Below are 17,604 nucleotides of genomic sequence, written 5' to 3'. Positions count from 1 at the left end.
CGTCGACATCGATCCGTTGGTGCGCAACGGTGACTTCAACGGCGACCTGCGCTACTGGACCGGCGGCAGCGGCATCAGCTACGACAGCAGCCACAATCCCTCCGGCCCGGCCAGCGGTTCCGGCGTGCTGAAGATCACCCGTGCAGTCTCGGTCGGTGGGCGCGTGGTCTCGACCCAATGCGTACCGTTGCCCGGGCCGGCGGTCTACCACCTCAGCGCCTGGGCGCGGACGGCCGGCACCGGCGTGGGTGCCGACCAGGCGCTGGTGGGCTGGAGTCTGGTGCCCGATGACGCCACCGGCACCTGCGTGGGGAGCATCACCCGCAACGGCGAGAAGTTTGTTGCCCAAGGCAACACCTGGCGGGAAATGCAGCCGCTGGCCATCGAGGTGAGCCCGGCGGAATGGAGTGGCCGCTCCAGCCTGGCCGTCCACCTGATCGCGCAGGACAGCGGGATCGCGACCGGCGGCACGCCCACTGTGGTGGGCTATTTCGACGGCATCCGGTTGAGTGTGGCCGGCGCAGGCGGGGATAGCATCTTCGCGGACGGATTCGAACCTTGAGGCGTGGTCGGCAAGGAGTCTCCCCCGGAACACTGGGGAGACTTCGAGAGGGGGTGGAAAGCCGGGAAGCTCGTGGTTAAAAGACGCGACTGCCTTCGGGCTTTGGCCGTTCCGGCCAGCCAGGGCGTGTCCGGTCTTTTGTGTGTGAGCCTGCTACCCCACCAGCCCTCGCCGCGCGGCCTCCAGCGCAGCCTCGGCACGGCTGCCGACGTTCAGCTTGCGGTAGATGTCCTTGAGATAACCGGCCACGGTGTGGGCGGAAATCGCGAGGAGCTGGGCGACTTCCTGCCGGGTCATGCCCTTTGCGATGAGGCGCAGCACCTCGGTTTCACGCGGGGTCAGGGCGTTTTCCGCGGCGACGGCGGGCGCGCCGGCCGGACCATGCTGCGGGGCGAAATGGCGCAGCAGGCGACGTGCGATGGACGGCGAGAGCGGCGGCTGGCCGGCCGCGATCCCGCGCAGCATCTCGGCCAGCGATTCGTGGCCCTGATCCTTGAGCACATAGCCTTCGGCACCCGCGTGCAGGGCCGGGAACAGGTGCGCGTCATCGTCGAACACCGTGGCCACCACGCACATCGAGCGCCCGCGCAGCCGTTCGATCAGGCTCACGCCCGGACCATCCGGCAGGCCCAGATCGACCAGCGCCAGCGGTGGCGGCGGATCAATACTGCGCACGGCCTCGGCCAGGCTGCCCGCCTCGACGATGGCGATGCCGGGAAAGGCGAGCACCAGCGCCTGCGCCAGCCAGGCGCGGCTGGAGGCGAGGTCATCGACGACCAGCGCACGATCGAACGGGCCGCTCATTGCCCCCCGTCGCTCTGCAGCGGCATCGACAAAAGCACCTTGGTGCCGCCCTCGGTGCCGGGCGTCCAGCGGATCTCGCCGGCCAGTTCGGCGGCGCGATCACGCATCGATCGCATGCCGCTGCCGGTGCGCGCCGCGGTCGCTTCCATGCCCTCGCCGTCGTCGGTCAACTCCAGGCCAAGCTGGCCGCCGGAAAAACGCAGCCGCACGCGCAGACGGCGCGCCTGGGCGTGGCGAATGGTGTTGCTGATCGCTTCGCGCACGATGCGGTGCAGGTGCAGGGCGCGCTCGGTGTCGAGCGGCGGATCGGGCAGCACGTCGATTTCCTGCCAGACAAGGCCGATGTCGACTGCGGCAAGGCGCTGGACGGCCTCGCTGCGGATGTCGGCAAGCACATCGCCCAGCGTGCCGGGCGTCCCGCGCGAGCGCGTCACCACGTCGCGCAGGTCCTGCAGAATGGCGCGCGCCTGGTCGGCCTGCTGCGGCGTGGGCGCATCGTGGATCAAACCGAGCAGCCGCGCGCCCAGGTCATCGTGCAGGTCGCTGTAGATGCGTTCGCGCTCGAACGCGGTCGCCTCGGCGCGCAATGCGGCCTCGCGCGTGGCGCGTTCGTCTTCCGCATGCGCCTGCGCCCGGCGAACGCGCGCGCGCGTTCGCCAAAGCGCCAAGGCCAGCGCCACGGCGACCAGTGACATCGCCAGGAATGCAGGAAATAGGAGGCGTTGCATCGCTTCGGCGTGCGACCGGGCTGCGAATCGGACAGCCGCGCGGGCCGCTGGTCCTCAGGCATCGCCCCCCAGCTTGCTCTGCTGGTACAGCGCCAGGCCCAGGCTGCGGATCAGGCGCAGCTGCTTTTCCAGCCAGTAGGCGTGGTCTTCCTCGGTGTCCTTGAGCTGGACCAGGAGCAGGTCGCGGGTGACGTAGTCGCCGTGGCGTTCGCACAGCGCGATGCCTTCGGCCAGATGCGCGCGCACCGCGTATTCGGTGGCGAGATCCTTGGCCAGCATCTCTTCCACCTCGCGCCCCGGCTCGAACGCCTCCGCGCGCATGTCCGGCGTGCCTTCCAGGAACAGGATGCGCCGCACCAGCGCGTCGGCGTGCTGGGTTTCCTCTTCCATCTCGTGGTTCAGGCGTGCGTACAGGGCGTGCAGACCGAGATCCTCGTAGCGGCGCGAATGGATGAAGTACTGGTCACGCGCCGCCAGCTCACCGCGCAGCAGGAAGTTGAGGAAGGTGATGACTTCGGGATGACCTTGCATCGACAGGCTCCGGCCGGGAAAGACCGACAGTATGCCAAGTCCGCCGCGCGATCGCGTGCGTGCGCGACGGGCCGATCAGGACGGTGCCGGCGCATCCGGCACCGGCACGACAGGGTGCAGCGACCGCAGCGCCCCGGGCACGTCGCCGGGAGCCAGCGCCGCCCGGAGGGCGCCGAGGATATGGACGACATAGCCCAGATCGTTCATCAGCGAACCCATCCGCAGCCCGTCCAGCTCGTCGCGCCGCGCCATGAGGAACAGGCGCTGCCGGAATCCGGTCTGGAACTGGTCGACCTCCGAGGCCAGCGCCGCCAGGCGTTCGGGCGTGGCCTGCGCCGGATGCTGCGACAGCGCGTACAGCGCGTGCAACTGCTCCAGCAGGTAGCGCCACAGGCTCAGGTAGCTGTCGCGCATCGCCGAGGGCGGCTCGCGCAGCCGCGCCGTCATGTTCTTCTGCAGGTGCTTGGCGTCCTTGACCGCGTTCACGAAGCCCAGCGCGCGCAGCTGACACTGGCTCCAGTAGTGCTGGTGCGGTTCGTCCAGCGCCACGTCGAGCCGGCCCATGAAGCTCAGCAGGTCGGCATAAACGCCCTTGACGTAATGCTGGTACAGCGCGTCGGCGTTCTCGTCGGGCGTCTGCGGATCGAGTTCGAGGGTGGCGGCCTCCGGCTGCGGCCAGGTCAGCCGCTCGGGCGGCAGCAGCAGGGTGCGGCAGATCACCTCCATGCAGAGCTGGCCCAGGTGCTGCAGCTCGCGCGTCACCGCCGCCGCCGCCGCGTCGGGTGATTCCAGCGCCTGTGGCGAGAGGTAGTGCGCGCGGATCCGCTCCGGCGTCTGCGGCTCCATGGCGTGCGCGGGCGGCGGATCGGGCAGCCAGCGCTCCAGCGCGCGCGCCAGGCTCGCCTGCCACGGCCAGAACACCAGCACCCCGCCGGCGTTGAACAGGGTGTGGAACAGGGCCAGCTGCAGCAGCGGATTGTCGCCGAATCCCAGCGCCCGGGAAATCCATCCCACCGCCCAGGCCAGCGGTACCAGCAGCACCAGCGCGAGCGTCGCGGTCGTGACGTTGAACGCGACGTGCGCCAGCGCCAGCCGCTGCCCGCTGCGGTTGCCGCCCAGCATGCCCACGACCGCAGTGCTGACGCTGCTGCCGACGTTCGCGCCGATCGCGATCGCCAGCGCCTGGCCGAGCGAGAGATAGCCGTTGGAAAGCGCGGTCAGCGTCAGGATCAGGGTGGCGTGGCTGGACTGCAGCACCACCGTGGCCGCGAGGCCGGCACCGACGAACAACAGGGTTCCGACAAGACCCGTGGCACGCACGCCGTTGAGGTCCAAATTTCCGCCCAGGGCACCGAAGCCCTGCTGCAGCCCGTCGATACCCAGGAAGATCAGCGCCACGCCCAGCACCACGCGCCCCGCGGCCCGGCCGCGTGCGCCCAGGAAGCTGCCCAGGACGCCGAACACCAGCAGCGGCAGCGCCAGCGGCGAGAGGCTGAAGCCGTGTCCGGCCAGCGCCAGCAGCCAGATGCCGCTGGTGGCACCGAGGTTTGCGCCGAACACCACGGCGATACCGGCGGCCAGGTGGATCAGGCCGGAGCTGACGAAGGCGATGGTGAGCAGCGACACCAGGGTGCTCGACTGCAGCAGCATCGTGCCGCCGATGCCGAACAGCAGTCCCTTGCGCGGGGTCGCCGTGCTGCGCGCCAGCCACTGCTCCAGCCGGCCGCCGGCCAGCTGCCGCAGGCCTTCCTCCAGAAGCTGCATGCCGAGCAGGAACATCGCCAGACCGGCGCACAGCTGCAGCCAGCCGGCGCTGCGCCAGAACGACCACGCCAGCAGCGCCGCCAGCACGACCACGACGAGGCCGCGACCCTTCATTCCACGCTCCATCAACGCTCCAAACCGGGCATTATCGGCTCAACGCCGGATCGCCTGTGAACCCGGCGCCCGTTTGCCGGGGCGGTCCCACGCCCCCACCATCCACCCACCTCACGGAGCACACCAATGAACGCGTCGCCGAAGTGGTTCAAGGGGCTCGCCGTCGCCGGCCTGCTCTGGAATCTCCTGGGCTGCCTGGCCTTTGCGGCCGATCTTCGCCTCACGCCGGAAGACGTGGCCAGGCTGCCCGAGGCGCACCAGGCGCTGTACGCCGCCCGCCCGACGTGGGCCCTTGCCGCCACCGCCATCGCGGTGATCGGCGGCGCGCTAGGCTGCACCGGCATGCTTTTCGGAAAGCGATGGGCCTTTCCGCTTCTCGTCCTGTCCCTGCTCGGCATTCTGGTGCAGGACTACGCCATGTTCATCATGGTGGACGGGCTGGGTCTCGCAGGGAGCGTCGCCGCGCTGCTGCAGGGGATGGTGCTGCTCGTCGGGGTCGCGCTGGTGGCGCTGGCGCGCAAGGGCGTCACGCGCGGCTGGCTGACCCACTGATCCGGCCCATGAATAGTCGAATGGCCACTGTGGGGTGGAACCCTGCGGAGCGCGACCATCTGCGGGCTGGATCAATGGGAGCCGCCGTCCTGCATGCGGCCGAATCTGCCGCTGTTGAAGTCCTCGATGGCCTGGCGGATCTCGGCCTGCGAGTTCATCACGAAGGGACCATAGCCCACCACCGGCTCGTTGATCGGTTCGCCGGCCAGCCACAGCACGACGGCCTCGTTGTTGGCCTCGATCACTGCACCTTCGCCCTCGCGCGAGAGCACCACGAGCTGCCCGGCGCGGGCGACCGCGTCACCGTTGACCTGCACCGTGCCGCGCAGCACCGCGAGCGCCAGGGTGTGGCCGGGCGGGGTTGCGAGCGTCGCGCTGCCGCCGGCGCTGAGGCGCAGGTCCCATACGTCCATCCGGGTGAAGGTGCGCGCCGGCCCGGTGTGTCCGTCCAGCGTGCCGGCGATCACGCGCGCCGTGCCTGCGCCCTCGGGAAGATCCAGCACCGGGATCTGCGCCGCCGTGATGTTCTGGTAACCGGGCGGATCGGCCTTGTGACGCGCCGGCAGATTGACCCAGAGCTGGGCCATTTCCACCGTGCCGCCGCTGCGGCTGAGGGCCGGCGAGTGGAACTCCTCGTGCAGGATGCCGCCGGCCGCAGTCATCCACTGCACGTCCCCCGGCCCGATCACCCCGCCCGCGCCGGTGGAGTCGCGATGCGCCACCTCGCCCTGGTAGACGATGGTGACGGTCTCGAAACCGCGGTGCGGGTGCCAGCCCACGCCGCGCGGGCGCGGCGACGGCGGGAAGTCCATCGGGGCGGCGTGGTCGAGCAGCAGGAAGGGACTGAGCCGCTGGCCCAGGCCGTCGTAGCTGAACATCGAACGCACCGGGAAGCCGTCGCCGACCCAGTGCATGGGCGGGGCGTCGTGGACACCGAGAACCTTCTTCATCACTGCTCCTGATTGGCCGCGGGCAGGATCACCCGCCATGTGCCCATGATGGGTCCGCCGGGCGCTGTGGATAAGGCCGCTTCCGGCGATCCCGGCGTTGCCCCGGATGCAACGGTGCCCGGCGGCGCGGGCGATCAGCGGTTCCGATGCGGCGTCGCTTCGAGCGCGCAGTCGGCCACATCCTCCCAGACCACCTCCACCGTGCTGTGGCCGATGCCCCAGGTCTCGGCCAGCGCCCGCTTGATGGCGGCCGTCACCGCGCGCGGGTCGCCGCCCGGCGCGAGGCGCGCTTCGAGGGTGGCGGACGGCCGACCCGAGGTGATCGACCAGACGTGCACGTGCTCGACGCCGGCCAGGCCCTCCACGCGCGCCTTCAGATCGTCCGCCAGGCGCGCGATGTCGATGCCCGGCGGGGTGCCTTCCAGCAGGATGTGCAGGGTGTCGCCCAGGAGCCGCCAGGCGCTGCGCAGGATCAGGCCCAGGATCAGCACCGAGAGGATCGGGTCGATCGGCGTCCAACCGGTGAAATGGATCACCACCGCCGCCGCGATCGCCGCCACCGATCCCAGCAGATCGCCCAGCACGTGCAGCATCGCGCCATGGATGTTGACGTGACCGGTGTCGGCGCGCCGCAGGATGAAGAACACCGCGATGTTCACGCCCAGCCCGGCGCAGGCCACCGCCAGCATCGGCCCGGCCAGCACCGGTGCCGGCGCGCGCAGGCGTCCGATCGCCTCCCATCCGATCCACAGCACCAGCGCCAACAGCGCCACCGCGTTGATGAAGCCGGCCAGCACCTCCAGCCGCTGGTAGCCGAAGGTCTTGCGCGCGTCGGCACCGCGCCGGCCGAAGTGGAATCCCGCCCAGGCCAGCATCAGGGCGGCGACATCGGTGAGCATGTGGCCGGCGTCGGCGATCAGCGCCAGCGAGCCGGAAAGCAGCCCGCCCACCGCTTCCACGCCCATGAACAGCGCGGTGAGCAGCAGCGCGAACAGCACCGCGCGGCGGTTGCCCCGCGTTACCGCCGGCGCATGGTCGTGGTGCTCGTGCGGCGCGTGCGCGTGTCCGTCGCCGTGCTCGTGTGCCTGCGCCATCGCGCCCGATTCCCTTGCCGTGTGCCATCACTTTGCCACGTTGCGCGCGCTGGCTATAGTGCTGCCAGCTTCGCCGCCTGTCGGGATCGCGGTGACCCCGGCCAACCGAAGGAATCCCGACATGCCTGCGACTGCGTTCGCCCGCATCGCACCCGCCCGCCCCCGCCGCTGGCTGCTCGCCGCTGGCCTGACGCTGCTGGCCGCCTGCACCGGCCACCCGCAGCGCTCCGCCGTCCCGGACGTACCCGCAGGCGATGGCCTGGCCGCGACCGTGATCGCCGAAGCCTTCGTCAGCGCCCTGATTCCCGACGTGGAGGTGGACTCGCTCGCCACCTGGCTCAGCCCCGAGGGCGAAATCCGCGTGATCGCCAGCGCCAAGCACGCCGGCGTCCTGCTGGCGTTCGACGGCGAGGACGGACGCCTCCTGCAGGAACTGGGCGAACGCGGCGGCCTGCAGTATCCCAACGGCGTGGCCAGCTTCGGCGACTGGCTGTTCGTGGTGGAACGCGACGCCGCACGCGTCAGCGTCTTCGAACTCCCCGATCTCGCGCCGCTCGGCCACTTCGGCGAAGGCGTGCTGAAAACGCCCTACGGGCTGTGGGTCCGGGAATCGGCCCCCGGCGAAGTCGAGGTGTTCGTCACCGACAGCTACCGGATCGACGACCTGCCGAATCCGCTCGCCCGGCTCGATGCGCGCGTCAAGCGCTTCCGGGTGCACCTGGACGAGGATCCGATCCAAAGCGATACGCTCGATGCGTTCGGCGGCACCGATGAGGACAGCGCGCTGCGCTGGGTCGAATCGATCGCCGGCGATCCGCTCTTCGACCGCCTCGCCATCGCCGAGGAGCATCCCGACTACCGCAACCGCGGTCCGCTGATCTACCGCCTCGACGGGCGCTACACCGGCAAGCACCTGGGCGAAGGCCTGTTTCGCGGCGACCCGGAAGGCATCGCGCTGTACGAGTGCCAGAGCGGCAACGGCTACTGGATCGCGGCCGAGCAGGATCGCGAGGACAATCGCTTCCACGTCTTCGACCGCGCCAGCCTCGCGCATCTGGGCAGCTTCAGCGGCGCGGCCACGCGCTTCACCGACGGCATCGCGCTGCACCCGGGTGCCAGCCCGCGCTTCCCGCACGGCGCGCTTTACGTGGTCAATGACGACGCCGGCATTGCCGCCTTCGACTGGCGCGACATCGCCTCCGCGCTCAACCTCTGGCTCGATTGCCCCGAGTAGAGCGGAGCCTGCTCCGCCGGCCTGCCGCCTGCGTTGCCCGAGCCTTCAGCCGAGCAAGCCCGGCGCTACGGCGGCATCCTGCGCATCCAGACCGGCAAGGGCGTCCAGCTCGGCATCGTCGAAGCCGGCCGCGCGGCGCGCGGGGCGGTTGAAGGGGCCGCGCAGCACGTCGCGGGCGTGGCGGCGCAGGAGTTCGATGAAGGTCGGCTGCGGCGTCAGGCCGCGCTGCGCGCAGAGGTGGTGGAACCAGCGCGTGCCGGCGGCGACGTGCGCCACTTCCTCGCGCAGGATCACTTCGAGGATCGCCACCGTGGCACCGTCGCCGAGTTGGGTGAGCCTGCCGATCATCGCCGGCGTCACGTCCAGACCGCGCGCCTCCAGCACGCGCGGCACCAGGGCCATGCGTTCGAGGCAGTCGCCCGCCGTCTTTTCGGCCATTTCCCACAGCCCGTTGTGCGCATCGAAGTCGCCGTAGGCGTGGCCGAAATCCGCCAGGCGTGCGGCGAGCAGTTCGAAGTGGCGGGCCTCGTCGTCGGCGCAGGCAGCCCAGTCGGCATAGTACGCCGCGGGCATGCCGGGAAAGCGCAACACCGCATCCCAGGCCAGGTTGATGGCGTTGAACTCGATGTGGGCGATGGCGTGCAGGAAGGCGGCGCGGCCTTCCGGCGAGCCCAGCCCGCGCGACGCCAGCTGGCGCGGCGCGACCAGGCGCGGGCACCCGGGCCGGCCCACGTCCGCGGCGTCCGGGATCGACGGCCAGTTCGACGCATCCGCCAGCGGCAGTGCACCGCGCGAGAACAGGGCGAAGGCCGCGTGCGTATCGCCCGCCTTGGCGGCCGGATCACGCAGCGCCCGGCAGTGGGCCGCCGCGTGCTGCAGCGTCGGCCAGTCGCGGTAGGGAGCGGCGCGCGTGGCGGGCATCAGCCGGCCCGGCGCTTGCGCCGCCCTTCCTCGCCGCGCTCATGGCTCAGGCGCTCGAAGTAGCCCGGCTCCAGTCCGGTGACGTAGTGCCCGGTAAAGCAGGAGGAGTCGAAGCCGGTAAGCGCGTCGTTGCCCTCGGCCACGGCCCACTCCAGATCCACCAGGTCCTGGTAGATCAGCCAGTCGCAGCCGAGCGCGGCCTGCACTTCGCCCTCGCTGCGATCATGCGCGATCAGCTCCTCCGCGGCGGGCATGTCGATGCCGTAGACGTTGGGGTGGCGGATCGCCGGCGCGGCCGAAGCCAGATACACCTTGCGCGCGCCGGCATCGCGCGCCATCTGCACGATCTGGCGGCTGGTGGTGCCGCGCACGATGGAGTCGTCCACCAGCAGCACCACGCGGTTGCGGAACTCCAGCGGGATCGGGTTGAGCTTGCGCCGCACCGATTTCACCCGCTCGCTCTGGCCCGGCATGATGAAGGTGCGTCCGACGTAGCGGTTCTTGGTGAAGCCTTCGCGGTACTTCACGCCCAGCACGCTGGCCACTTCCAGCGCCGAATCGCGCGCCGAGTCGGGAATCGGGATCACCGTGTCGATGTCGTGGTCCGGACGCAGGCGCAGGATTTTTTCACCCAGCTTGACGCCCATGCGCATCCGCGCCTTGTGCACCGAGACGTTCTCGATCATCGAGTCGGGGCGGGCGAAGTAGACGTATTCGAAGATGCAGGGCGCGTGCTCGGCCTTGTCCGAACAGCGGCGCGCGTGCAGTTCGCCCTGCGGGGTGACGATCACCGCCTCGCCCGGCTGCAGGTCGCGCAGGCGGGTGAAGCCGGTCAGGTCCAGCGCCACGCTTTCCGAGGCCACCGCGTATTCCACCCCGGCCGCGCTCTCGCGCCGGCCCAGCACCAGCGGGCGGATGCCGTTGGGATCGCGGAAGGCCAGCAGGCCCAACCCCAACACCACGCTGACGATGGCATAGCCGCCGCGGCAGCGCCGGTGCACGTCGGCAACCGCATCGAACACGGCGTCGGGAGAGAGTGAATCGTGCCGGTCCAGCTCGTGCGCCAGCACGTTGAGCAGCACCTCCGAGTCGGACTGGGTGTTGACGTGGCGGCGGTCCTGCTCGAACACCTCGCGGCGCAGGGCCTCGGTGTTGACCAGGTTGCCGTTGTGCCCGAGCGCGATGCCGTAGGGCGAATTGACGTAGAAGGGCTGCGCCTCTTCGGAGCCTTCCGAACCGGCGGTCGGGTAGCGGCAGTGGCCGATGCCGATGCGCCCGCCCAGCAGGCGGATATCGTCCTCGTCGAACACGTCGCGCACCAGCCCACGCCCCTTGTGGACGCGAATGCGGGTGCCGTCCATCACCGCCATGCCGGCCGCATCCTGACCGCGGTGCTGCAGCACGGTCAGTCCGTCGTACAGGGCCGAGGCCACCGGTTCGGTGCCCACGATGCCGATGATTCCGCACATGTCCCAGGTTCCTCGTCAGGAATCGCGCGGCGGATCGGGCCGCGGGGTGGCATCGGCGGGGGCCGATGCGGCCGGCTCCGGCGCAGTGCCGGAAGCGTCATTTTCGCCCGGAACGGGCAGTGCGGGCAGCCACGCGGCGGCGCGCTCGAAGGAAAGGTGCTCGGCCAGCGCCTCGGGCAGCCACTGGCCCATCCACGCCGCGCCGCGGGAAAAGCCCGGCAGCAGCGGCGAGGCGCGCCACGCCGCCTCCTGCGGCAGCGGCGTGAAGCCGGCCACCAGCACCAGCAGGCAGCCGATGAAGGCACCACGCGCCAGCCCGAATCCCAGGCCGAGCAGCCGGTCCGTGCCCGACAGCCCGGTGCCCTTGACCAGCCGCTGGATCAGCCAGACCAGCAGCGCGCCGACCATCAGTGCAGCGAGGAACACGCTGGCGTAACCCAGCGCCCAGCGCGCGGTCGGTGAGCCGATGTGCGGCTCGAACATCGCCGCAACCGCCGGCCCGGCGGCAAAGGCGAGCCAGCCGGCACCGATCCATACCGCCAGCGACATCACCTCGGTGACCAGGCCGCGCCACAGCCCCATGACGGCCGACAGGCCGAGGATCCCCAGCAGCGTGATGTCGATCCAGGTGAGCACGCGGCGCGATCAGGGATGCGGCACGACGTTGCCATCCAGGCCGAGCCTGCCCTGGGCGTCGACCTTGAGCTTTTCAGCGCGCTCGCGCTGCAGTTCCGGCCCCAGGCGCACGCGCCAGAGCGTGCCGCTGGCGGTGCCGACGCGCTCGACGTAGCTGGAAAATCCCGCCGCGCGCGCGCGATCACGCAGCGCGTTGGCGTCGGCTTCGCCGCGGAACGCGCCGACCTGTACCGCGAAGCCTTCGGCCACGCCGGGGCGTGCGGCAGCCGGCGGATTGTCCTCGCCTTCCAGTGCCACGATCGCGGTCGGCACATCCGAGCGGATCTTCAGCACCGTCAGGCGCGCGGATTCCGCCTCCGAACGCTGCGCATAGGGCCCCACGCGCACCCGCTGCACCGGCTTGCCATCGAGGTTGAGCGACTCGGCGTAGGCTGGCAACCGCCGCCCGCGAAGCTGGGTCACCAGGCTCGACGCATTGGCGGTGTTGGCATAGCTGCCGAGGTTGACCGCCCAGCGGCCTGCGGTGGCGGCGGGCGCGGCTTCAGCCGGCACGGCCGCGGGCCGGCTCGCGGGGGCTGGCGCGGGCGCGACGGGCGTTGGCGCGACGGGCGGCGCGCTCGGTTGCGGCGTGGATTCGGGTGCCGGTGCCGCCGTACCCACGGGCGCGCCGGACACCGCATCGAGACGCGTCGGCGCGTCGGTCGTGTCCACGGTGACGATGCGGTCCGGGTCGGCCGCCTCGGCCGGCACCGGCCGCTGCGGTGCGGGCGGCGCCAGGGTCAGGTCGCGCGTCTCGAAGCTGCGGCTGTCGCGCTCGGGCACGCCCAGCGGCACCGCGGTGGAGCCCGGCTCCGGCTCCGGCCCTCCGATCAGCATCGGCAGGAAGATCACGGCCAGCGCCACGAGCACCGCGGCACCGATGAGTCGCTGTTTCACGGCTGCGTCTCTGCAAGGAATCCGGACTGGATCGTTCGATTATAGCGGCGGCGGCGCGGCGCTTCGGCGCGCGGCGAGGCGCCCGTACAGGTTCAGGCCGAGGACGGCAGCGCCGCGAGCGCCTCGCCCACGGTGTGAAAGGAACCGAACACCACGATGCGATCGCCAGGGCGTGCGGCCTTGCGCGCCGCCGCCAGGGCCTGCTCGACGGTGGCGTGGCGCGTCGCGAGCGAGCGCGAGAGCAGCGCCCCGACCTTCTGCCAGAGCCGCTCCACCGGCTGGCCGCGCCCACCCACGTCCGCCAGGCCTGCCAGGTACCACAGGTCGATGCTCGACATGAGCGCCGCGACTTCATTGGCCACGTCCTTGTCGGCCAGCGCGGCGAATACCGCCAGGGTCGCGCCGCGCGGGCGATTGGCCTGCAGCCAGGCGGCCAGCTGCTGCGCGGCCTGCGGGTTGTGGGCCACGTCCAGCACGATTTCCACCGCGCCGGGCAGCACCTGCATGCGCCCGGCCAGCCGCACCGCCGAAACGCCCTGCGCGATGGCGGCGTCGGATACGGTCACGGCCGGCACCAGGGCGCGCAGCGCGGCGATGGCGGCGGCGGCGTTGCCCGGCTGCGCGGGCGCGCGCAGCCCCGGGCGCGGCAGCGCCAGCGCGCCGCGGTCGTCCTCGAAGACCCAGCCGTCGCCCCTGGTGTGGAAACGGAAGCTGCGCCCGGCGCGCAGCACCGGCGCGCCGAGGCGATCGGCTTCGCGCAGGAGGCTGTCGGGCGGATCCAGTTCGGCCAGCACCGCGGGCTTGCCGGCGCGCATCACGCCGGCCTTCTCGCGCGCGATGGCCTCACGGTCCGGCCCCAGGTACTCGGTGTGGTCGAGCGCGATCGTGGTGATCACCGCGACGTCCGCATCGACCAGGTTCACCGCATCCAGCCGGCCGCCCAGGCCCACTTCCAGCACCGCCAGATCGAGCGGCTCGCGCGCGAACAGCCACAGCGCCGCCAGCGTGCCGAACTCGAACCAGGTCAGCGGGGTTTCGCCGCGCGCCGCTTCCACCGCCTCGAAGGCGACGATGAGCGCGGCATCTTCGGCCTCGCGCCCGTCGATGCGGACCCGCTCGTTGTAGCGGACCAGGTGTGGCGAGATGTAGGTGCCCACGCGCAGGCCCGCCGCGCGCGCGATCGCCTCGATGAAGGCCACGGTGGAACCCTTGCCGTTGGTGCCGGCGACGGTGATCACGCGGCGCGCCGGCCTGCCCGTGCCGAGCCGCGCGGCCACCTCGCGCACGCGGTCGAGTCCCAGCGCGATGGGCTGGGCATGGAGGCGTTGCTGGTGTTCCAGCCACTGCGCAAGGTTCATGGATCGTTCCGACGTGAAGAAGGGTTCACTGTACGCAGTCCGGCCGCCGAACCCCTCATCGGCACCCGGACCGCAGGCGTGGCGCTATGATCCGCCGCTTGCCGGAAATTATCCCATGACCCCGCCCGTTTCCCCGCCGCCATCCGCACCCGCATCGACCGCTGACCAGACGGTGCCGTTCGCCAACGTGGTCGAGCGCTCCAGCGTCGATCACCTGTTCCGGCTGATGCAGCAGCACCACGTGCAGCTTTCGATGATGGCCGACACCAAGGCCAACATCATCATCACCGTGTCTTCGATCGTGCTGACCCTCGTGCTCGGGCGCGTGGGCAGCCCGGATTACCGGTACTCCATGGCCGTCCTGGGCGTGTTCACCCTGGTCGCGCTGCTGCTGGCGATCCTCGCGGTGCTGCCCAAGTACCAGCGCGTGTCGCGGGTCGAGGATCCGCTGCCCGACACCTTCAACATCGCCTTCTTCGGCCACTTCGCCGGCATGGACCAGGCGCGCTTCCTGCGCGAGCTGGCGGCGCGCCTGCAGCCGGGCCGGACCTACGAAACCATCGCGCGCGACGTGTACGGACTGGGCACCTATCTGGCCGTCCGCAAATACCCGTTCCTGCGCCTGAGCTACCTCTTCTTCCTCGCCGGATTCCTGCTCGCCTGCCTGATCCAGGCGGTGCGCGTGATCTTCTACTGAGCGCGCCGGCGCAGACCCAGCTCTTCCCAGGCCACGAGATAGCCGGCGGTCGCCAGCGGCAGGGTCAGCGCCAGCAGCGGAGCCGAGGCCAGCTGTCCCCACACCAGCCAGCCCGGCCGCAGCAGGGCGTCGGGGCCATCGAGCCAGAACGCGATCATGCCGGCCCCGACCAGGGGAAACGCGCCCACGGTGCCGAAAATGCCGAAGAACGCGAGCAGCAGCAGCGACACCAGCCCGGCGGCGAGCACCCAGCGCCCGCGCACGCGGCGCAAGCTCTCGCGCAGCGCGTCCATCGCGCCCCTGCCATCCAGCACGATCGCCGGATAGAAGAATCCCGCCGCCACCGACACCCAGGCCAGCGGCACGGCGGCCAGCAGCAGCCCCACGAGCAGCGCCAGCAGCAGCGCGAGGGCATCGTCCTGCGCCACGCCCCAGAACCAGGCGACGACCACCGGCGCCAGCGCGAGGAAGTTGAGCGCGAGGTAGCCCAGCGTCGCCAGCAGCGCCGCCGGCAGCGCGCGCGCGGCGTTTCCCAACCCCGCGCCGGGCGCGAGGCCGCGCGCCATCCGGCCCTGGCGCTCCAGCAGCATCAGCAGGAACAAAAGGCTCGCGAGCGTGGCGGCCACGCCGAACGCCAAGGTGAACGCATCGGGGCGGAACAGCCCCGGCGCGATCCACGCGCGCAGCGGCTCCTGCTCGAACCGCGCGCGCGTCGCCCACCACCACGGCAGCCACGGCAGCTGCGAGGCGATCGAATACGCCAGCGCCGGCCACAGCACCGGCCGCAGGCTGGCGAACCACAGCGCGAAGCTCGCCTGCACCAGCGCGCCGAAGCCGCGCGGTGAATCGGAGGGGTGATAGGCGAAGGCGGGGTTGGATACCATCGGCGCATGATGCCCGACTTTCGCAGCGATCCACCCACCGTTTCCGCGCTGGTGCGCGCCGGTGCCGCGCGCCTTTGCGGCGACGCGGCGCGCCGCGAAGCCGAACTGCTGGCCGAATTCGCGCTCGGCGTGGACCGCGCCTGGCTGTTCGCCCACGCCGACGATGCGGTGAAGCCCGAAGAATGCGCGCGCTACCTCGCCCTGCTCGCGCGCCGCGCCGGCGGCGAGCCGCTGGCCTACCTCCTCGGGCACGTCGGCTTCTGGACGCTGGACCTCGAAGTCACGCCCGACACCCTCATCCCGCGCCCGGAAACCGAGCTGCTGGTGGACGCCGCGCTCGCGCGCCTGCCCGAAGGCACCGCGCCGCGCGTCGCGGACCTGGGCACCGGCAGCGGCGCCATCGCGCTGGCGCTGGCGAGCGAGCGCCCGCTGGCCCGCGTGCTGGCAACCGACGCCAGCGCGGCCGCGCTCGACGTCGCCCGCCGCAACGCCGCGCGCAACGAGGTCGGCAACGTCGCGTTCCGGCGGGGCGACTGGCTGGCGCCACTGGCCGGCGAGCGCTTCGATCTCATCGCCAGCAATCCGCCCTACGTCGCCCTGGGCGATCCGCACCTCGCCCAGGGCGACCTGCGCTTCGAGCCGGAGACGGCCCTGGCCAGCGGCGCCGACGGCCTCGACGCCCTCCGCACCCTTGCGCGCGGCGCGCCGGGCCACCTCGCGCCGGGCGGCTGGCTGCTGCTCGAACACGGGCTGGACCAGGGCGAAGCCGTGCGCGGCCTGCTGCGCGACGCCGGATTCCACCGGATCGAGACGCTGCGCGACCTGGAAGGCCGCGAGCGCGTCACGCTCGGCTGCCGCGCGCCGGCCTGACGCGCGGCCCCGCGCCGCGATCGGCTACTGGATCAGGTTGGCCTGGGTGACCGCGGTGCCGGTCAGGAGGCCGAAGTGGCCGGTGGCGAACGTGTAGCTGGCGTTCTCGCCCGGGATGGTCGAGGAGTGCACGCCGCCGACGGTGCACACGCCGGTCGAGCACACGATCTGGTCGATGTTGGACTTGATCGAATAGGCGCGTGCGCCCGGCTTCTTGCCCGCCAGCCCGTTGAGCAGCGGGCTGCCGATGGACAGCCCCTGCGCGCCGCAGGTCGAGGTCCACCCGTTCCACGGGTAGCTGCCGCACGACCACAGGCCGCGATAGGCCCCGGCGATGCCCACGAAGCTGTCGACGTAGGACTTCAGGCCCCAGACGTCGATCTGGCGCGCCGCCAGGGTCACGCCCATCGAATGCCCGATCACGTCGATCCTGCCGGTGCACGAGCTGGCGATCGCATCGACCAGGGCGTTCCTGACCGGGGTTTCCTCGGTCCCGCTGTGGTCGTTGCAGGCCGGGCAGAGCCGGTTGCCCCAGCCCGGCCGGAAGATCTGCGACGCCGCATAGCCCCGTGCGCGCAGTTCGGTGTAGGTGTTGTCGAAATCCGACGGGCTGCCGGCGTTGCCGTGCACCAGCACCACGTTGTCGACGCAGGCCGCCTGCGCCAGCGCCGCCCAGAACAGCATCGCGCCAGCCAGCGCGACGGCAATGATTGCACGCATGGTGTTTCCCCTCCCAAGGATCGCGCCGGGGCGAATCGCCCGGTCACGCAACGACCCTAGCGCGGAACGTCACGGAAGGAATCTGTACGAAGGTACGAGGCGGCGGCCTGCCGTCCGATCACCCGAACCGGGGTACGGGACCGAAATGAGGAACCTCTGGGCACCTCAAAAAACTGGCGTCATTCCGGTTTGGCAAGCCTTTCAGTTTTTGTAGAGCGCCGCGCCAGAATGACGGCAGCTGAATTCCGGGGCATCGAGCTGAGATTCGAGGCCGATCAAGCCCCCCCACCCCATCCGGGTAATGGACGAGCCGGCGCGCATGGGCTAGGCTGCGGGAACGGGGGAGTTTCTTTGCCGCTTGCGGAGGTATTTCCCCATGGCCCCGATTCTTTCGTCCCGACTGCCGCTGCGCAGCATTTTCGCCCGCTTTTCCCCGGCCGGAGCTGGTCAGGATAACTTGTAGTGTTGACAGCTCGTTAGAGGCTGGGTAGATTAAGCTCCACAGGGGATTCAATTAATTAATTGATTGGGGATAAGTAGATGGTTAGAATAGTTTTCGCAGTTCTTTTTTTGCTCTTCGCTTCTGCTCCGGCATATTCGCAAGGTATATCCATTGACGCAAGGAATTCACCGTATAATCAAGTTGCCCCGGCTCAGGGGATTGGTATAGGTGATATGAACGATCTTCGCATAGCAGCCGGGCTAGGGAAGGTCTGAACAAGCCCTCCCGCTTCGCGTCCGCATCGCCTTCGGAACGCGGCTGAAGCAGTCTTTCGCGAT

The 17,604-nt window shown here is 70.6% G+C and carries 18 protein-coding genes; 5 read left to right on the top strand and 13 right to left on the bottom strand.

Going from position 1 to position 17,604, the window contains the following annotated elements; all coding sequences use genetic code 11:
• The first annotated feature begins 19 nt into the window (after positions 1–19).
• Positions 20–562: a hypothetical protein gene (locus tag WB794_RS13565; protein WP_422653346.1), complete on the top strand. Its 543-nt coding sequence runs from the start codon at positions 20–22 to the stop codon at positions 560–562.
• Between the two features lie 153 nt (positions 563–715).
• On the opposite strand, the gene WB794_RS12250 is transcribed toward WB794_RS13565, so the two are convergent.
• The 4 genes from WB794_RS12250 to WB794_RS12235 form a co-directional block, all read right to left on the bottom strand.
• Positions 716–1,366, bottom strand: coding sequence for a LuxR C-terminal-related transcriptional regulator (locus WB794_RS12250; protein WP_337336147.1), 651 nt, complete (start codon positions 1,364–1,366; stop codon positions 716–718).
• Entirely contained in the window at positions 1,363–2,061 is a 699-nt protein-coding gene (locus WB794_RS12245; RefSeq protein ID WP_337336146.1) for a sensor histidine kinase, read from the bottom strand. The genes WB794_RS12250 and WB794_RS12245 overlap by 4 nt, the downstream gene beginning before the upstream one ends.
• Positions 2,062–2,148: 87 nt before the next feature.
• Positions 2,149–2,625: a bacterioferritin gene (gene bfr, locus WB794_RS12240; RefSeq protein WP_337336145.1), complete on the bottom strand. Its 477-nt coding sequence runs from the start codon at positions 2,623–2,625 to the stop codon at positions 2,149–2,151.
• Between the two features lie 75 nt (positions 2,626–2,700).
• The gene (locus tag WB794_RS12235; RefSeq protein ID WP_337336144.1) at positions 2,701–4,503 is read right to left on the bottom strand and encodes a Na/Pi cotransporter family protein; all 1,803 of its coding nucleotides are present in this window, start codon (positions 4,501–4,503) and stop codon (positions 2,701–2,703) included.
• A gap of 126 nt (positions 4,504–4,629) precedes the next feature.
• On the opposite strand from WB794_RS12235, the gene WB794_RS12230 reads away from it, so the two are divergent.
• On the top strand, positions 4,630–5,055 hold the full coding sequence (locus tag WB794_RS12230; RefSeq protein ID WP_337336143.1) for a hypothetical protein: 426 nt from the start codon (positions 4,630–4,632) through the stop codon (positions 5,053–5,055).
• A 71-nt stretch (positions 5,056–5,126) separates the two neighbouring features.
• Here the strand turns inward: WB794_RS12230 and WB794_RS12225 are convergent, their stop codons facing one another.
• The gene (locus tag WB794_RS12225) at positions 5,127–6,005 is read right to left on the bottom strand and encodes a pirin family protein (RefSeq protein WP_337336142.1); all 879 of its coding nucleotides are present in this window, start codon (positions 6,003–6,005) and stop codon (positions 5,127–5,129) included.
• A 134-nt stretch (positions 6,006–6,139) separates the two neighbouring features.
• Positions 6,140–7,099 (bottom strand): cation diffusion facilitator family transporter, encoded by a 960-nt coding sequence (locus WB794_RS12220; protein ID WP_337336141.1) that lies wholly within the window; start codon positions 7,097–7,099, stop codon positions 6,140–6,142.
• A 121-nt stretch (positions 7,100–7,220) separates the two neighbouring features.
• On the opposite strand from WB794_RS12220, the gene WB794_RS12215 reads away from it, so the two are divergent.
• Positions 7,221–8,333: a phytase gene (locus WB794_RS12215; RefSeq protein ID WP_337336140.1), complete on the top strand. Its 1,113-nt coding sequence runs from the start codon at positions 7,221–7,223 to the stop codon at positions 8,331–8,333.
• 45 nt (positions 8,334–8,378) lie between these two features.
• On the opposite strand, the gene WB794_RS12210 is transcribed toward WB794_RS12215, so the two are convergent.
• From WB794_RS12210 to folC, 5 genes are all read right to left on the bottom strand, one after another.
• Complete coding sequence (locus tag WB794_RS12210) at positions 8,379–9,254, bottom strand: ferritin-like domain-containing protein (RefSeq protein WP_337336139.1); 876 nt, start codon at positions 9,252–9,254, stop codon at positions 8,379–8,381.
• Positions 9,254–10,723 (bottom strand): amidophosphoribosyltransferase, encoded by a 1,470-nt coding sequence (purF, locus tag WB794_RS12205; protein ID WP_337336138.1) that lies wholly within the window; start codon positions 10,721–10,723, stop codon positions 9,254–9,256. Before purF ends, WB794_RS12210 begins: the two co-directional genes overlap by 1 nt.
• A 15-nt stretch (positions 10,724–10,738) precedes the next feature.
• Positions 10,739–11,359, bottom strand: coding sequence for a CvpA family protein (locus WB794_RS12200; RefSeq protein ID WP_337336137.1), 621 nt, complete (start codon positions 11,357–11,359; stop codon positions 10,739–10,741).
• Between the two features lie 9 nt (positions 11,360–11,368).
• Complete coding sequence (locus WB794_RS12195; RefSeq protein WP_337336136.1) at positions 11,369–12,295, bottom strand: SPOR domain-containing protein; 927 nt, start codon at positions 12,293–12,295, stop codon at positions 11,369–11,371.
• A gap of 92 nt (positions 12,296–12,387) precedes the next feature.
• On the bottom strand, positions 12,388–13,653 hold the full coding sequence (folC, locus tag WB794_RS12190) for a bifunctional tetrahydrofolate synthase/dihydrofolate synthase (protein ID WP_337336135.1): 1,266 nt from the start codon (positions 13,651–13,653) through the stop codon (positions 12,388–12,390).
• A 115-nt stretch (positions 13,654–13,768) separates the two neighbouring features.
• Here folC and WB794_RS12185 point away from each other — a divergent pair, with 115 nt between their 5' ends.
• On the top strand, positions 13,769–14,350 hold the full coding sequence (locus WB794_RS12185) for a Pycsar system effector family protein (RefSeq protein ID WP_337336134.1): 582 nt from the start codon (positions 13,769–13,771) through the stop codon (positions 14,348–14,350).
• On the opposite strand, the gene WB794_RS12180 is transcribed toward WB794_RS12185, so the two are convergent.
• Positions 14,344–15,234 carry a DUF7847 domain-containing protein gene (locus WB794_RS12180; protein WP_337336133.1) on the bottom strand — a complete coding sequence of 297 codons (891 nt, stop codon included), beginning with the start codon at positions 15,232–15,234 and terminating at the stop codon, positions 14,344–14,346. The two genes, WB794_RS12185 and WB794_RS12180, sit on opposite strands and share 7 nt — an antisense overlap.
• Before the next feature lie 9 nt (positions 15,235–15,243).
• Here WB794_RS12180 and prmC point away from each other — a divergent pair, with 9 nt between their 5' ends.
• Positions 15,244–16,104 carry a peptide chain release factor N(5)-glutamine methyltransferase gene (gene prmC / locus WB794_RS12175; RefSeq protein WP_415926693.1) on the top strand — a complete coding sequence of 287 codons (861 nt, stop codon included), beginning with the start codon at positions 15,244–15,246 and terminating at the stop codon, positions 16,102–16,104.
• Positions 16,105–16,128: 24 nt separating this feature from the next.
• On the opposite strand, the gene WB794_RS12170 is transcribed toward prmC, so the two are convergent.
• Complete coding sequence (locus tag WB794_RS12170) at positions 16,129–16,824, bottom strand: alpha/beta fold hydrolase (RefSeq protein ID WP_337336131.1); 696 nt, start codon at positions 16,822–16,824, stop codon at positions 16,129–16,131.
• Positions 16,825–17,604: the final 780 nt, after the last annotated feature.

This window comes from Denitratimonas tolerans (genome assembly GCF_037203605.1).
Lineage (GTDB): Bacteria > Pseudomonadota > Gammaproteobacteria > Xanthomonadales > Xanthomonadaceae > Denitratimonas > Denitratimonas tolerans.
Note: the sequence above shows the minus strand (reverse complement) of the source record. Positions and strands in the feature narration are given on the sequence as shown.

What these genes read in the sequence shown, in the direction of transcription:
- WB794_RS12235 (WP_337336144.1), bottom strand. Translation starts at nt 4,503, where the DNA reads ATGAAGGGTCGCGGCCTCGTCGTGGTCGTGCTGGCGGCGCTGCTGGCG.
- folC (WP_337336135.1), bottom strand. Translation starts at nt 13,653, where the DNA reads ATGAACCTTGCGCAGTGGCTGGAACACCAGCAACGCCTCCATGCCCAG.
- WB794_RS12225 (WP_337336142.1), bottom strand. Translation starts at nt 6,005, where the DNA reads ATGAAGAAGGTTCTCGGTGTCCACGACGCCCCGCCCATGCACTGGGTC.
- WB794_RS12180 (WP_337336133.1), bottom strand. Translation starts at nt 15,234, where the DNA reads ATGGTATCCAACCCCGCCTTCGCCTATCACCCCTCCGATTCACCGCGC.
- WB794_RS12215 (WP_337336140.1), top strand. Translation starts at nt 7,221, where the DNA reads ATGCCTGCGACTGCGTTCGCCCGCATCGCACCCGCCCGCCCCCGCCGC.
- WB794_RS12230 (WP_337336143.1), top strand. Translation starts at nt 4,630, where the DNA reads ATGAACGCGTCGCCGAAGTGGTTCAAGGGGCTCGCCGTCGCCGGCCTG.
- prmC (WP_415926693.1), top strand. Translation starts at nt 15,244, where the DNA reads ATGCCCGACTTTCGCAGCGATCCACCCACCGTTTCCGCGCTGGTGCGC.
- WB794_RS12210 (WP_337336139.1), bottom strand. Translation starts at nt 9,254, where the DNA reads ATGCCCGCCACGCGCGCCGCTCCCTACCGCGACTGGCCGACGCTGCAG.
- WB794_RS12220 (WP_337336141.1), bottom strand. Translation starts at nt 7,099, where the DNA reads ATGGCGCAGGCACACGAGCACGGCGACGGACACGCGCACGCGCCGCAC.
- bfr (WP_337336145.1), bottom strand. Translation starts at nt 2,625, where the DNA reads ATGCAAGGTCATCCCGAAGTCATCACCTTCCTCAACTTCCTGCTGCGC.
- WB794_RS12245 (WP_337336146.1), bottom strand. Translation starts at nt 2,061, where the DNA reads ATGTCACTGGTCGCCGTGGCGCTGGCCTTGGCGCTTTGGCGAACGCGC.
- WB794_RS12170 (WP_337336131.1), bottom strand. Translation starts at nt 16,824, where the DNA reads ATGCGTGCAATCATTGCCGTCGCGCTGGCTGGCGCGATGCTGTTCTGG.
- WB794_RS12250 (WP_337336147.1), bottom strand. Translation starts at nt 1,366, where the DNA reads ATGAGCGGCCCGTTCGATCGTGCGCTGGTCGTCGATGACCTCGCCTCC.
- WB794_RS12185 (WP_337336134.1), top strand. Translation starts at nt 13,769, where the DNA reads ATGACCCCGCCCGTTTCCCCGCCGCCATCCGCACCCGCATCGACCGCT.
- purF (WP_337336138.1), bottom strand. Translation starts at nt 10,723, where the DNA reads ATGTGCGGAATCATCGGCATCGTGGGCACCGAACCGGTGGCCTCGGCC.